This is a genomic window from Saccharomonospora marina XMU15 (assembly GCF_000244955.1).
Classification (GTDB): Bacteria; Actinomycetota; Actinomycetes; order Mycobacteriales; family Pseudonocardiaceae; genus Saccharomonospora_A; species Saccharomonospora_A marina.
The window spans coordinates 4,892,083-4,905,949 of the sequence record NZ_CM001439.1; the positions used below are offsets into that span (position 1 = coordinate 4,892,083).

Consider the following 13,867-nt stretch of genomic DNA (forward strand, 5'->3'; position numbering starts at 1 on the left):
GCCATGACCGCATTCGCCGTGGCAAGCTGCCCTGTTGAAGCTTCGAGGCCGAAAGGACAGAGAGCCAATGCCGTACGAGGTGCAAGGCGTGGTCGCTCGCGCGAAGGGCCAACCGGTCTCGCTGGAGACCGTGCTGGTGCCCGATCCCGGTCCCGGCGAGGCGGTGGTCTCGGTCAAGGCATGCGGGGTGTGCCACACCGACCTGCACTACCGCGAGGGTGGCATCAACGACGACTTCCCGTTCCTGCTGGGGCACGAGGCGGCGGGCTACGTGGAGCAGGTCGGTGAGGGCGTCACCGACCTGCGGCCCGGCGATTTCGTGGTACTCAACTGGCGCGCGGTGTGCGGCACGTGCCGGGCCTGCAAGCGAGGCAAACCGTGGTACTGCTTCCAGACACACAACGCGAGCAGGCCGATGACGCTGGCCGACGGCACCAAGCTCAGCCCCGCGCTCGGCATCGGTGCCTTCCTCGAGAAGACACTCGTCCACAGCGGACAGTGCACGAAGGTCAACCCGGCTGCCGAGCCGGAGGTGGCCGGGTTGCTCGGCTGCGGCGTGATGGCGGGTATCGGAGCCTCCATCAACACCGGCGCGGTCACCCGGGGAGACACGGTGGCGGTGATCGGCTGCGGCGGTGTCGGTGACGCCGCCATCGCGGGCGCCCACCTTGCCGGGGCACGCACGATCGTCGCGGTCGACACCGACGACAGGAAGCTGGAGTGGGCCAAGGGGTTCGGTGCCACCGACACCATCAACGCGCGTGGCAAGAGCCACGACGAAATGGTGGAAGCGGTACGGGAACTGACCGACTCCTTCGGCGCCGACGTGGTGATCGACGCCGTCGGAATCCCGCAGACCTGGAAGCAGGCGTTCTACGCTCGCGACCTGGCGGGCACGGTCGTGCTCGTCGGCGTGCCGACACCGGACATGAAGCTCGACGACATGCCGCTGATCGACTTCTTCGCCCGTGGTGGCTCGCTGAAGTCGTCGTGGTACGGCGACTGCCTGCCCTCCAGGGACTTTCCGATGCTGGTGGATCTCTACCTGCAGGGCAGGCTGCCGCTGGACAAGTTCGTCACCGAACGCATCGGCGTGGCCGACGTCGAGCAGGCGTTCGAGCGGATGCACAACGGAGAGGTGTTGCGCAGCGTCGTGGTGTTCGACTGAAGTCCTGTTCGACTGAGGTGCTGTTCGTCGACCGTAAGTATCCGGCCGAACCGTATCCCGGCGCCCGGCCCGGCTGTTCCTTCGTGCACCGGGACGGCGCCGGGTACCCGCTGAGCACGGCACGGCCTCGGTGGCGCACCGAGCTGACCCCGGTGCTGGCGTACGGCTCGAACGCCTGCCCGGAGAAGATCACGTGGCTGCGAAGGACGATGGGGCTGACCGGTGCCGTCGTCGTCGCCCGCGCCCGCTGCCACGGCATGGCTGCCGTCTGGGCGGCCGGATTCCGGGAGCGTGACGGGGCCAGACCCGCCACGCTCGCCGCCGCGCCGGGCGTCGAGGAGTGGCACGCGGTGTGGTTCGCGACGCCCGATCAGCTCGCGGTGCTCGACCGCTGCGAGGGCCGAGGTACCCGCTACGACCTGGTCCGGCTGCGCGAGGGCGCGGTGCGGCTCGAGGACGGCTCGCCGGTCGAGGGCGCGCTCGCCTACGTCGGCGCGGCCGCCGAGCGCATGCCGCTGCTGGTCGATGGCGAGATGGTGCGCATGGCCGTCGTGCCGCAACGGCGGGCTCGGCTGCTCACCGGCGTTCCCGCCGCCTCACACGGGTTGCGGGTCGAGCCGGTCAGCCGATCAGCTTGCCCGGGTTGAGGATGCCGTTGGGGTCAACCGCGCGTTTGGCCGCGGCCAGCACCTGGATACCGACATCGCCGATCTCGGCACGCAGGTACGGCGCGTGGTCGGTACCGACGGCGTGGTGATGCGTGATGGTGCCGAGCCCGTCGCGGGTGATGGCCTCGCACGCCGCCCGCTTCGCGCGGGTCCACTGGCCCAGCGGGTCGCTGTGATCGCGGGCGGCGAGCACCGTGAAGTACAGCGAAGCACCGGTCTCGTAGGCGTGGGAGATGTGGCACATCACCAGCGGGCGGTCCAGTTCGGCCCGCAACGCAGTGCCGACCCGCTCGTACAGCGTGTCGAGTCGGGACCAGTGCGCCGCGGTCTCCAGCGTCTCGACGCAGACACCCAGGTCCAGTAGCGCGTCGCGCTGCCTCGGACCGGCGAACCTACCGCGCCGCCACGCCTCGCCCGGTGCGCGCCCGAGCCGGACGGCGCCCGCCGCGCGCAGCACACGCAGCGCCCGCTTGCGGCGCTGCCGCTGCCCGCCGTGCCAGCCGAGGATCAGCAGGCAGGGCCGGTTGAGCCCGCGAGCCGACAGGTACCGGCGCAGCAGCGCCGCCTTGCCACCCGCGAGCGCGAGCGATCCGGCAGTTTCGTCCACATCGGACAGCCTGGTGACGTCGGCGAGCAGGCCGTGCTGTGCGAGCACGCGCACCACCTCGGTACCGCGTTGCCACCCTTCGATCGCCAGCGCCTCGAACCGCTGTTCGGTCGGCACCGGACGGATACGGACGGCCACCTCGGTGAGTACGCCGAGCGCACCCTCGCTGCCGACGGCGAGCTGGCGCAGGTCCGGTCCTGCGGCCGATGCGGGCGCGACACCGAGGCGCCACTCGCCCACCGGGGTCGCCACCCGCACACCGGTGACCATGTCCTCGAACCTGCCGTATCCGGAGGAGGCCTGGCCCGCGGAGCGGGTCGCGGCGAACCCGCCGATGGTGGCGCGTTCGAACGACTGTGGCACGTGCCCGAGGGTGAACCCGTGTTCGCCGAGCAGGCGCTCGGCTTCCGGCCCACGCACTCCCGCCTGCAGCACCGCGATCCGGGAGACCGGGTCGACACTGACCAGCCGATCGAGCCGCTGCAGGTCCAGGACCACCACCGCAGGCTTGTCCCCGCGCAGTGCCGTCACCCCGCCGACCACCGAGGTGCCACCGCCGAAGGGGACAACGCCGATGTCGTGTGCCGCGCACACCTGCAGCACCCGCTGCACCTGCTCCGGATCAGCGGGTAGCACGACGGCGTCGGGCACGGCCAGCCCTGCCGCGCTCCTGCGGCGCAGCAGGTCGAGGTAGGAGAGCCCACCCGTACGACCGAGCCGCTCGCTGTCACCGGTGAGCACCTGACCCGCGCCGACCACGGTGGCGAGGTCTGCTCGCGCGGCCGACGGCAGCAGGGAACGCGGAATCTCAATAGCCGAATCGGGTGTTTTGCCGCCGTCAGGTCGGAAGGTGCCGATACGCTGGGTCAGCCAGCGCACCGCCTGCGGAGCCAGTTCGACCGCGCCCGCCGCTTGCGGTGTCCATGCCGAGCGAATCCGATGGTCAAGCGTCTCGTTCACCGCTAGAGTGTGACACATGGAAGCGCAACGTCACACTGCGGTCAGGACCCGCAGCGCTCTCGCCGACACCCGCGGCCGCACATCGGCCACGCGGGTCCCCGACGACGTGTTGCTCGACGCGGCGAAGACCTGCGTACTCAGCGCGGGCGTGCGCAGGACGACCCTTGCGGAGATAGCGCGCACGGCCGGGGTCAGCAGGATGACCCTCTACCGGCGGTTTCCCGACGTCCGCAGTGTGTTGATCGCGCTCATGACGCGTGAGTTCAGCGCGCTGTTGCGCAAGGCGATCGACGACACCCCGGCCTCGATCACCGCAAGGCAACGACTGGTGGACGGCGCCGTCAGCGCCGTGCGCGCGCTGGTGGCCAACCCGCTGATGCGCACCGTGCTCGACGTCGACGCCGAGTTGGTGCTTCCCTACATCACCCAGCGTCTCGGCTCCACGCAACGGCTCGCCGAAGAAGCGCTCGCCGCGATCGTGACCGAAGGTCATCGCGACGGTTCCGTCCGCAGGGCCGAGCCCGCCGTGCAGGTACGCGCCGTACTGCTGGTGGTGCAGTCCTTCGTGCTCTCACTGCGACCGGCCACGGCGGACGTCGGCGAGCAGGCCCTGCTCGCCGAACTGCGGCACATTCTCGACTCGGCGCTCGCGGCATGATCAGGGCCTCACTGACCGCCCGGCGGCGCGAGCAGGAACTGACCGCCCTGGCTTCGGGCGAGCGCATGGACATCATCGTGCTCGGCGGTGGCGTGACCGGTGCCGGGATCGCTCTGGACGCCGCCTCGCGCGGACTGTCGGTCGCACTCGTCGAGGCCGTCGATCTGGCATACGGCACCTCTCGCTGGTCCAGCAAGCTCGTCCACGGCGGTCTGCGCTACCTCGCACACGGCGATTTCGCGCTGGCATGGGAGAGCGCGGCGGAACGCGACATCCTGCTGCGGCGAACCGCGCCACACCTGACAAGAGCGCTCGCGCAACTGTTCCCCTCCTACGGGAATGCCTCGCGAGCGGGCCACGCGATGACGGCGGCGGGCCTGTACGCGGGCGACGCCCTGCGTCGCGCCGCGGGCACACCTGCTTCGCTGCTGCCGCGGCCGCGTTCGATTCCGGCTGCGCAAGCGCTTGCGCTGGCACCCGGCCTGCGCCGCGGTGGCCTGCGCGGCGGGCTGCTGTCCTTCGACGGCGCCCTCACCGACGACGCGCGGCTGGTGATCGCCCTTGCCAGGACCGCCGCCGCGCACGGAGCCCGGATCCTGACACGACTCGCGGCCACCCAGGTCGCCGCCGACCGGGTGCTCGCCCGCGACGCACTGACCGGCGATCAGGTCGAACTTCGTGCTCGGCAGGTGGTCAACGCCACGGGGGTATGGGCGGGAAAGCTCGTCGATTCCGTGCGGCTGCGGCCTTCCCGCGGCTCACACCTCGTTCTCGACACCAGGGGAACCGGACTCAGCGAGACCGCCGTCATGGTGCCGGTGCCAGGCGAACGCAACCGGTTCGTCTTCCTGCTGCCCCAGCCCGGTGGCAAGGCATACCTCGGGCTCACCGACGAGCCCATGACGGGCGAGCCACCCGACGTCGCGTCGGCACCGCAGTCCGATGTGGACTTCTTGCTGCGTACCGCATCCACCGTGCTCGAGCGCAGGCTGGGGCCCGACGACGTGCTCGGCAGTTTCGCCGGGCTGCGCCCGCTGGTGGACACGCCCGGGGGTCGCACAGCGGACCTTTCCCGAAAGCACGTGGTGCTCACCGACGAGTCCACCGGCGTCATCACCGCTGTCGGCGGCAAACTCACGACCTACCGCAGGATGGCTCAGGACGCCGTGGACGCCGCGGTAAGCGCGGCCGGACTGCGGGCAGCGGAAGTCCGGACGGCGGCACTCCCGCTCGTGGGCGCCGCCGACCGGGACGCGTTGTCCGCAGTGGACGCCGAGCCTCGGCTGGTGACCAAGTACGGAACCGAGGCCCCGCGCGTCGCCGCCCTCGGCGAGGTCGACCGGCGCCTCGCTCGACCGCTTTTCGAAGGCTGCGAGACGACGGAGGCCGAGGTGGTGTGGGCAGTGCGGCACGAGGGTGCGCTGGATACCGACGACGTACTGCACCGCAGGACCCGGCTCGGGCTCGTACCGAGGGAAGCGGAGGCGGCGAGGCCTCGCGTGAGCGAACTCGTCGACCGCGCCCTGCGTGGCTTGAGCGAGAAGCGGTGAATGTATGATCGGCCGCGCGGCTACGATCAGGGGGATAGTTCGTGCAGCATCATGCGCTTGAGCTCGACGGCGTAAGCAAGCGGTTCGGCAACCTTGTCGCACTCGACGGGGTCAGCTTCGAGGTGCGGCCCGGAGAGCTGTTCGGGTTCGTAGGCAGCAACGGGGCAGGCAAGACCACCGCGATGCGAATCGTGCTCGGTGTGCTCGAGGCCGACTCGGGAGAGGTTCGCTTCGACGGCCGTCCGGTGACCCACGAGACCAGGACCCGCATCGGGTACATGCCGGAGGAGCGTGGCCTCTACCCGAAGATGAAGGTGCTGGACCAGCTCGTCTACCTGGCTCAGTTGCACGGCATGTCCTCCAACGAGGCACACCAGAGCGCGCAGACGTGGATTTCGCGGTTGGGACTGGCGGACCGGCGCGGTGACGAGGTACAGAAGCTCAGCCTCGGCAACCAGCAACGGGTGCAGCTCGCCGCGGCGCTGGTGCACAACCCCGACGTGCTCGTGCTTGACGAACCGTTCTCCGGGCTGGACCCCATCGCCGTTGACGTGATGAGCTCGGTACTGCGCGAGAAGGCCGCGGCAGGCGTGCCCGTGGTGTTCTCCAGCCATCAGCTCGATCTCGTCGAGCGCCTGTGCGACCGCGTCGGGATCATCCGCGCGGGCAGGATCGTGGCCTGCGGCGCTGTCGCCGAGCTGACCGAGGGCGCGGCGACGAAGATCACCGTCACGGCACCGCTCGCGCCACCGGGCTGGGCCGCCGAGCTTTCCGGGGTGAAGGTGCTGTCACAGGAAGGCGACACCACCGTGGTGGAGCTCGCCCCAGGCACCGACGACCAGACGGTGCTGAAGGCGGCGTTGGCGACCGGACCGGTTCGGGAGTTCTCCAGGACGCACCCGTCGCTGGCCGAGCTGTTCCGAAACGTCGTCACCGACCAACAGGAGGCCCGATGAGCGAGAATCGCGGAGCCTGCGCAGCGGCGCTCATCAGGGCCAACCGGGGTGGGCCCCCGCTGTGGCAAGCTTTTGGGCCACAGCAGGGGAGGGTGTCCCTCAGAACACAGGAGGCCCGATGAGCGAGAATCGCGGAGCCTGCGCAGCGGCGCTCATCAGGGCCGACCGGGGTGGGCCCCCGCTGTGGCAAGCTTTTGGGCCACAGCAGGGGAGGGTGTCCCTCAAGACACAGGAGGCCCGATGAGCGACTCACTTCGACCCTCCACTGCTGTCCGGCTCGTCGCCCAGCGCGAACTCAACACCCGACTGCGCACGCGCGGGTTCCTCATCGGGACGTTGGTGATCCTCGCCGCCATCGTGGGCTACCTGTTGTTGCAGATCAGCGTGTTCAGCGGGATGGGAACGACCACCGTCGGGCTGACCGGGCAAGCGACCGCGATCGCGCAACCGCTGCGGCAGGCCGCGAGCCAAGTGGGCCTGGACGTCGAGACGCGGCAGGTCTCGCGCGCCGAAGGTAGCGACCAGGTTTCGGCGGGTGAGCTGGACGCGCTCGTGTCCGGCAGCGTCGCCGAGTTGCGCGTGCTGGTGAAGTCCGATGTGGATGAGCAGCTGCGCGCGCTGCTCGACGGCATCTCGCAGCAACAGGTGCTGCAGGCCAAGCTGCTCGAAGCGGGGTTGAACCCGCAACAGGTGCTGGGCGAGGTCGGCTCCACGAGGGTGGAGGTGTCCACCATCGAGCAACCCGACCCCGAGCGCGGGCAGCGCTTGGTGATGGCAATGGTGCTGATGTTCCTGCTGTACATGGGCATCACCACCTACGGCGCGATGGTCGCGCAGGGCATCGTCGAGGAGAAGTCCAGCAGGGTCGTGGAGATCCTGCTTTCCACGGTGCGGCCGTGGCACCTGTTGCTCGGCAAGGTGATCGGCCTCGGGCTGGTGGGGCTGGTGCAGCTGGCCGTGCTGGGTGTCGCCGGGTTGGCGATGGCGAGCATGACGGGGGCATTGACGATCACCGGTATCGCCACGGGCACGCTGCTGTGGGGTCTGCTGTGGTATGTGCTTGGGTTCTTCCTCTACGCGACCGTTTTCGCGGGCGCCGGGTCGCTGGTGTCGCGGCAGGAGGACATGCAGACGGTGCTGATGCCCATCACCATCGTGCTGGTCGGTGGGTTCATCGCGGGCTTCACGGTGATCCAGCAGCCGGACAGCACGGCGGCCACGGTGCTCTCGCTCATCCCACCGCTGTCGCCGATCCTGATGCCCAGCCGGATCGCGACCGGCACGGTGAGCGGGCTGGAACTCGGGCTGGCACTGCTACTGACGGTCGCCACCATCGCAGCCCTGACCTGGCTGGGCGGCCGGGTCTACCGTGCGGCCGTGCTGCGCACGGGCGCAAGGGTACGTCTGAAGGACGCGCTGCGAGCGGGCTGATGCCTGCCTGCCACCGATGTGGCTGCTGTCCACCGGCAGACACATTCGGTGGGCATCCGGAGCTGGCGCATGCGACGCACGCCCACCGAGGTACTCACGCCCATAATGCCGCAGCGCCGCAGCACTTCTTGTACTCGCGCCCCATCCAGGTCTGTCGCATCTGATGCGAACCCGCGCCACCTCAGATCACGGCGGATAAGACGCTCACGAGGCCATCAAGCTGGGCGTCATCGCGGCGTTCGGAGTCTGACCGAAGCGAAGCGCGGGGACGTTGGCGAGGCTGGATCGCCGCTCACCTCGGTTGACCAGGACCGGTAATCGCCACTCGAACACCGCCAAGACTGGCTCCAAACCGACACCGGCTGGATGCGCTGCGCACCGGGAGACCATGCTGGTCGTGCCTCCGCGGTGACCGGCATCCGTCCGACGAAAAGGAAACGCTAACCGATATGCCCACCGCTGCATCCGCTGCGCTCGCTTCCGCGACCAGGCTGGCCGGGCCTTCCGCAACCCTGGACACCGTTCAGCCACTCGCGGGCGGCTCCCATGCCACAACTCACTTGATCCGAACCCGCAACCCGCAACGCGAGATGGTCCTGCGCGAGTTCCCAGCCGGTGATTCTGCGGCCGTGGACGAGGGACGGGTGCTCACCGCACTCGACACCCTGGGTGGCCTCGCACCACGACTTCTCGCACGCAGCACCGTCAACGATGGAGAACCATCGTGGGTGCTGATCAGCCGGCTACCCGGTAAAGCGGACATCATCCCGGACCACCCACACGCCTGGGCGACGCAGCTCGGACGCGCCCTGGCACGCATCCACAACGCCGACGCGGCCGTCGCCGCGAACCTCGACACGGTCTTCAACCGCCGGGGATACCGTGCCCGGCTGTCCGGCCCCGCTGCGCGCATCGTCGACGATGCCTGGACGAACGAGATCGTCCCCGCACCAATGGTGCTGACCCACGGCGACTACCAATCCGGGAACGTGATCTGGGACAACGGCATCTTGACCGGGGTCATCGACTGGGAAGGCGCCGCCCGCGGGCCGGCCGGGTACGACATCGGCTGGTGCCGATTCGACCTCTACCTGCTCTACGGCGAACACCTTGCCGACGTGTTCCTCTCGGCGTATGAAGAAGCCAGCGGCACCGGGGTTCGCAAGCCATGGTTGTGGGACCTGTGGACACTCGCTCGCTCGCATCAGGCCGTGGAAACGTGGGTCCCGAACTACCGTGGCCTTGGTCGCGACGATCTCACGGCCGCCGAGCTCCGCCGACGCCACACCTCATGGACGCAAGAACTCCTTCAGCGACACCAAATCCCATAGCCGCCGTCGGCCCCGGTCGACATCAGCGCAGTCACCTCGTCAGCCAGCTCACGTTGCCGCTGTCATGCACGAACAAGCGCCGATCGAGTACGCGCCTGAGCCAGTAGAACCGCACCAACACCGTCGTTGCGTCCCGAACCCCGCCGTGGTGGCGTGGCCGCCCCGGGCAAGCATGGCGCCGTACGCAGCACGAGCAACCACCCGTCGGCCGGTTGCACCCACCCCGGCACGACAAAGGCCCTGCCATCCCGGTTCGCGCGGGCGGTGGCAGGGCCTTCGACAGTGATGTGTCTCAGCGCTGCGAAAGGGGCTTGTACTCGCGCTCCTTCTCGCCGGTGTAGATCTGCCGCGGTCGGCCGATCTTGGTGGCCGGGTCCTGGATCATCTCCCTCCAGTGCGCGATCCACCCCGGCAGCCTGCCGAGCGCGAACAGCACGGTGAAGTACTTCGTCGGGAACCCGAGAGCGCGGTAGATCAGCCCGGTGTAGAAATCGACGTTCGGATAAAGCTTGCGCTCGATGAAATAGTCGTCGGAAAGCGCGCGCTCCTCCAGCGCCTTGGCGATGTCGAGCAGTTCGTCACCGCCGGAGATCTTGGCGAGGATCTCGTCGGCGGTCTTCTTGATGATCTTCGCGCGTGGGTCGTAGTTCTTGTACACCCGGTGCCCGAAGCCCATCAACCGAACGCCCTGCTCGCGGTTCTTCACGCGCTTCACGAAGTCGTCGACGTCGCCGCCCTCGGCCTTGATGCTCGAAAGCATCTCCAGCACCGCGCTGTTCGCGCCGCCGTGCAGCGGACCGAACAGCGCCATGATGCCCGCCGAGATGCTGGCGAACAGGTTGGCCTCCGAGGAGCCGACCAGCCGCACGGTCGAGGTCGAACAGTTCTGCTCGTGGTCGGCATGCAGGATGAACAGCAGGTCGAGCGCCTTGGCCACGTCCGGATCGATCTCGTACGGCTCGGCGGGCAGCCCGAAGGTCATCCGCAGGAAGTTCTCCACCAGGCCGAGCGAGTTGTCCGGGTAGAGGAACGGCTGCCCGATCGACTTCTTGTAGGCGTACGCCGCGATCGTCGGCACCTTCGCCAGCAGCCGGACCGTCGACAGCTCCACGTTCGGCTCGTCGAAGGGGTTGAGCGAGTCCTGGTAGAAGGTCGACAGTGCGGCCACCGCGCTGGACAGCACCGGCATCGGGTGCGCGTCCCGTGGGAACCCGTCGAAGAACCGCTTCAGATCCTCGTGCAACAGGGTGTGCCTGTTGATCTTGGAAGTGAAGCTCTCGAGTTGCTCCTTGGTCGGCAACTCGCCGTAGATGAGCAGGTAGGAGACTTCGATGAACGTCGAGTGCTGTGCCAACTGCTCGATCGGGTAGCCCCGGTAGCGCAACACCCCTTGCTCACCGTCGATGTAGGTGATGGCCGAGGAAGCAGCCCCCGTGTTCACGAAGCCGGGGTCGTAGGTGATGTAGCCCGTCTGTGCGAGCAGCTTCCCGAGTTCGATACCGGGTGCGCCCTCGACGGCACGAACGACGTTCAGCTCGTGCTCGCCACTCGGCAGGCGGAGTACGGCCTTCTCGCCCCCGGCCTGCCCCGCAGTCGCGTCGGACATGCAAATGCCTCTCACGGTCACACGGGCCGGCGGTGACCGCAGGTTGTGCGGGTCACACGTTTTCGCACACCGCCCCGCTGGGGTATGAATTCCTCCTTACGCTAGTCCAGACGTCCCCCATTTCGCAGCGGTGGTGTTACCCACAGCTAACGGTTTGCGACCAGGTTCACACGCCTGGAGACATCTCCTCGGCCGTCGGCGGTTCCGCACCGCTACGCGACACGGTGTATGCGGCCGCACGCGCCGCGAATCCGAGCGCCGCCCGCCAGTCCGCTGTGTCGAGCGATGCCAGGTCTGTCACTTCTCGCCGGACCAGCCACGCGAGCAGTGCGCCTTGGACGGTGTCCCCCGCGCCGATGGTGTCGACGACCTCCACCGGCACGGTCGGTACGCCGACGGCTTCGCCGCGTGCGGTCAGTACCGACAGGCCCTCGCCTCCTCTGGTCAACACGACGGCCTGTGGACCCGAGTCCAGCCAGCCCTTGACGGCGGCGGTGACATCGGCTCCGCCCGCCAGCCATTCCGCGTCCTGCAGCGACACCTTGAGCAGCCGCACGTGCGGCAGCCAGGAGGAGAACCGGGCACGGTAGGCGTTCGGCGAAACGATCAGGTCCGCCCTGATGTTCGGGTCGAGGGCGGTCAGCACACCCCTGCCCGCCTCGCGACGGAGCACGGTCTCGTAGACCTCGGCGCCGGGTTGCAGCACCATCCCGAGGGTGCCGAGCGACAACACCGCCGTGCTTTCGGGCAGCGGGCCCGGGTCGGTGACGAAACGGTCGGCCGTTCCCTCGGTGTAGAAGGAGTAGCGCGCGTTCGTGCCGTCGAGTGCGACCACGGCCAGCGTCGTCGGCTCCGGTCCGCGCTGTATCAGCGAGGTGTCCACACCGGACTCACGAAGCCGGTCGAGCAAAGCCTGCCCGAACCGATCCGTCGAGATCCTGGACAGGAAGGCGCTCTCGGCACCCAATCTGGCTGCCGCGAGCGCGACGTTGTACGGCCCTCCGCCGAGCCGGGGAGCGAGCAGCTCCATAGTGGACCCGGCGGGAACCAGGTCGACGAGCGCTTCGCCACCGGAGACAATCACGCTGCCGATGCTAGCCCGGCGCAGCCTCGCCGCGCAGCACGCCGCCGAGCAGTAGTTGTGCCAGCGCGGCGAAGGCATCGGCGTCTCGCACCCCGGTGCGGGCACGCACCACGCCGGTCTGGATGGCCTCGATCAGCAGCGCTGCCAGTTCGGCGATCACATCGGCGCGTGCTTGCCGAAACACTCCTTGCTCGACGCCGTCGGCGATGAACGAGCGAAGCCGCCTGGCGGCGACCTGGGAGTTCAACTCGTAGACAGCCCTGGCGGGTTCGAACGCGCTGACGTCGGCCATGAAGGCTGCCGACGTTTTGCCCAACTCGTCGGCGACCCCGGCGAGATAGGTTTCGACCACCTCTCGCGCGTCGGCGATGTGCTCGATCCGCCGTTCGATGCGCTCGGCCGCGCCCTTGAAGAAGTGGGCGACCACCTTGACGGCCAACTGTTCCTTGCTGGGAGCCAGTGCGTAAAGCGTCGATTTCGAGCAGCGCAGTTTCGCCGCGAGATCGTCCAGCGTGAGCCCGACGAATCCCTCCGCGAGGAACAGCCGCTCGAGGTCGGCCAGCAGGGCCTGCTGACGGCGGGTGCGGGGCGGGGTGGGCTGCACGCCACAAATAGTACTCTAGAAAAGACCACAGTACTGTTCGCGGTATCAATACACGGAGGCGACCATGCCTGCGCAGCGGCTGCTGCCCACCACCGAGGCCGAGGACCTGCTGGCGCTCACTCGCGAGATCGCACGCGACGAGCTGGCCCCGATCGCGAGCGAGTACGAGCAGGCCTGCCGGTTTCCCCGTGAACAGTTCCGGCTGCTCGGCAGGTCGGGCCTGCTCGGGCTGCCCTACTCGAGACGATGGGGCGGCGCGGAGTTGACCTACGAGGTGTACCTCCAGGTCCTCGAGGAGATCGCGGCCGCGTGGATGTCGGTCGGGGTCGGCCTGTCCGTGCACACGATGTCGTGCTTCCCGCTGGCGCACTACGGCACGGACCCACAGCGCGACCGGTGGCTGCCCGCCATGCTCGAGGGAGACCTGCTCGGCGCCTACGCGTTGTCGGAGACACAGGCGGGCTCCGATGCCGCCGCGCTGGCGACCCGGGCACGCCGGGACGGCGACGCCTACGTGGTCAACGGCACGAAGGCGTGGGTCACCCACGGCGGCAAGGCGGACTTCTACACAACCATGGTGCGCACTTCCGCCGAGTCCTCGGGCAGCAGCGGCATCAGCTGCCTGCTCGTCGACGGTGAAACGGCAGGGCTTTCCGCCGCCGAGCCCGAGCGCAAGATGGGGCTCACCGGGTCGACCACCGCCCAACTGATCTTCGACAACGCCCGCGTCGACGCCGATCGGCTCATCGGCGAGGAGGGCGAAGGGCTCAAGATCGCGCTGTCGGCACTCTCCTCAGGCAGGCTTGGCATCGCCGCGTGCTCGGTGGGCCTCGCGCAGGCGGCGCTGGACGAGGCGGTCGCCTACGCCAAGCAGCGCGTGCAGTTCGGCAAGCCCGTCATCGACTTCCAGGGCATGGAGTTCCTGCTCGCCGACATGGCCGCGGCGGTGGAATCGGCACGCGCGACCTACCTCGACGCCGCGCGGCGCCGGGACAGGGGCATGCCGTTCCAGCGGCAGTCCTCGATCGCGAAGCTGGTCGCCACCGACGCCGCGATGAAGGTCACCACGGATGCCGTGCAGGTACTGGGCGGCGCCGGGTACACGCGGGACTTCCCGGTCGAACGCTACCTGCGTGAGGCGAAGGTGCCGCAGATCTTCGAGGGCACGAACCAGATCCAGCGCATGGTGATCGCCCGGGAACTGCGCAAGGTGTGAGGCTCGTTCCCAGTGATGGCCGGTGAGG

General features: G+C 68.7%; 12 protein-coding genes. 8 read left to right on the forward strand and 4 right to left on the reverse strand.

Annotated features, from left to right (window positions below; translation table 11 throughout):
- Positions 1-67: 67 nt before the first annotated feature.
- Entirely contained in the window at positions 68-1,168 is a 1,101-nt protein-coding gene (locus SACMADRAFT_RS23060) for an S-(hydroxymethyl)mycothiol dehydrogenase (RefSeq protein ID WP_009156264.1), read from the forward strand.
- 17 nt (positions 1,169-1,185) lie between these two features.
- Positions 1,186-1,815 (forward strand): gamma-glutamylcyclotransferase family protein, encoded by a 630-nt coding sequence (locus SACMADRAFT_RS23065; protein WP_009156265.1) that lies wholly within the window; start codon positions 1,186-1,188, stop codon positions 1,813-1,815.
- Here the strand turns inward: SACMADRAFT_RS23065 and SACMADRAFT_RS23070 are convergent.
- Entirely contained in the window at positions 1,790-3,403 is a 1,614-nt protein-coding gene (locus SACMADRAFT_RS23070; RefSeq protein WP_009156266.1) for an FAD-binding oxidoreductase, read from the reverse strand. The genes SACMADRAFT_RS23065 and SACMADRAFT_RS23070 overlap by 26 nt on opposite strands.
- 16 nt (positions 3,404-3,419) lie before the next feature.
- Here SACMADRAFT_RS23070 and SACMADRAFT_RS23075 point away from each other — a divergent pair, with 16 nt between their 5' ends.
- From SACMADRAFT_RS23075 to SACMADRAFT_RS23095, 5 genes are all read left to right on the forward strand, one after another.
- Entirely contained in the window at positions 3,420-4,061 is a 642-nt protein-coding gene (locus SACMADRAFT_RS23075) for a TetR/AcrR family transcriptional regulator (protein WP_009156267.1), read from the forward strand.
- The gene (locus SACMADRAFT_RS23080; protein WP_009156268.1) at positions 4,058-5,611 is read left to right on the forward strand and encodes a glycerol-3-phosphate dehydrogenase/oxidase; all 1,554 of its coding nucleotides are present in this window, start codon (positions 4,058-4,060) and stop codon (positions 5,609-5,611) included. Before SACMADRAFT_RS23075 ends, SACMADRAFT_RS23080 begins: the two co-directional genes overlap by 4 nt.
- Positions 5,612-5,652: 41 nt before the next feature.
- Positions 5,653-6,567, forward strand: a complete 915-nt coding sequence (locus SACMADRAFT_RS23085) for an ABC transporter ATP-binding protein (protein ID WP_009156269.1) — start codon at positions 5,653-5,655, stop codon at positions 6,565-6,567.
- 240 nt (positions 6,568-6,807) lie between these two features.
- Complete coding sequence (locus SACMADRAFT_RS23090) at positions 6,808-7,998, forward strand: ABC transporter permease (protein ID WP_009156272.1); 1,191 nt, start codon at positions 6,808-6,810, stop codon at positions 7,996-7,998.
- Positions 7,999-8,447: 449 nt separating this feature from the next.
- The gene (locus SACMADRAFT_RS23095; protein WP_009156274.1) at positions 8,448-9,329 is read left to right on the forward strand and encodes a phosphotransferase family protein; all 882 of its coding nucleotides are present in this window, start codon (positions 8,448-8,450) and stop codon (positions 9,327-9,329) included.
- Between the two features lie 292 nt (positions 9,330-9,621).
- On the opposite strand, the gene SACMADRAFT_RS23100 is transcribed toward SACMADRAFT_RS23095, so the two are convergent.
- The 3 genes from SACMADRAFT_RS23100 to SACMADRAFT_RS23110 form a co-directional block, all read right to left on the reverse strand.
- On the reverse strand, positions 9,622-10,935 hold the full coding sequence (locus tag SACMADRAFT_RS23100) for a citrate synthase (RefSeq protein ID WP_009156275.1): 1,314 nt from the start codon (positions 10,933-10,935) through the stop codon (positions 9,622-9,624).
- A gap of 166 nt (positions 10,936-11,101) precedes the next feature.
- Positions 11,102-12,019, reverse strand: coding sequence for a carbohydrate kinase family protein (locus tag SACMADRAFT_RS23105; RefSeq protein ID WP_009156276.1), 918 nt, complete (start codon positions 12,017-12,019; stop codon positions 11,102-11,104).
- 10 nt (positions 12,020-12,029) lie between these two features.
- Positions 12,030-12,623 carry a TetR/AcrR family transcriptional regulator gene (locus tag SACMADRAFT_RS23110; RefSeq protein ID WP_009156277.1) on the reverse strand — a complete coding sequence of 198 codons (594 nt, stop codon included), beginning with the start codon at positions 12,621-12,623 and terminating at the stop codon, positions 12,030-12,032.
- Positions 12,624-12,687: 64 nt separating this feature from the next.
- Here SACMADRAFT_RS23110 and SACMADRAFT_RS23115 point away from each other — a divergent pair, with 64 nt between their 5' ends.
- Positions 12,688-13,839 carry an acyl-CoA dehydrogenase family protein gene (locus SACMADRAFT_RS23115; protein WP_009156278.1) on the forward strand — a complete coding sequence of 384 codons (1,152 nt, stop codon included), beginning with the start codon at positions 12,688-12,690 and terminating at the stop codon, positions 13,837-13,839.
- Positions 13,840-13,867 lie beyond the last annotated feature (28 nt).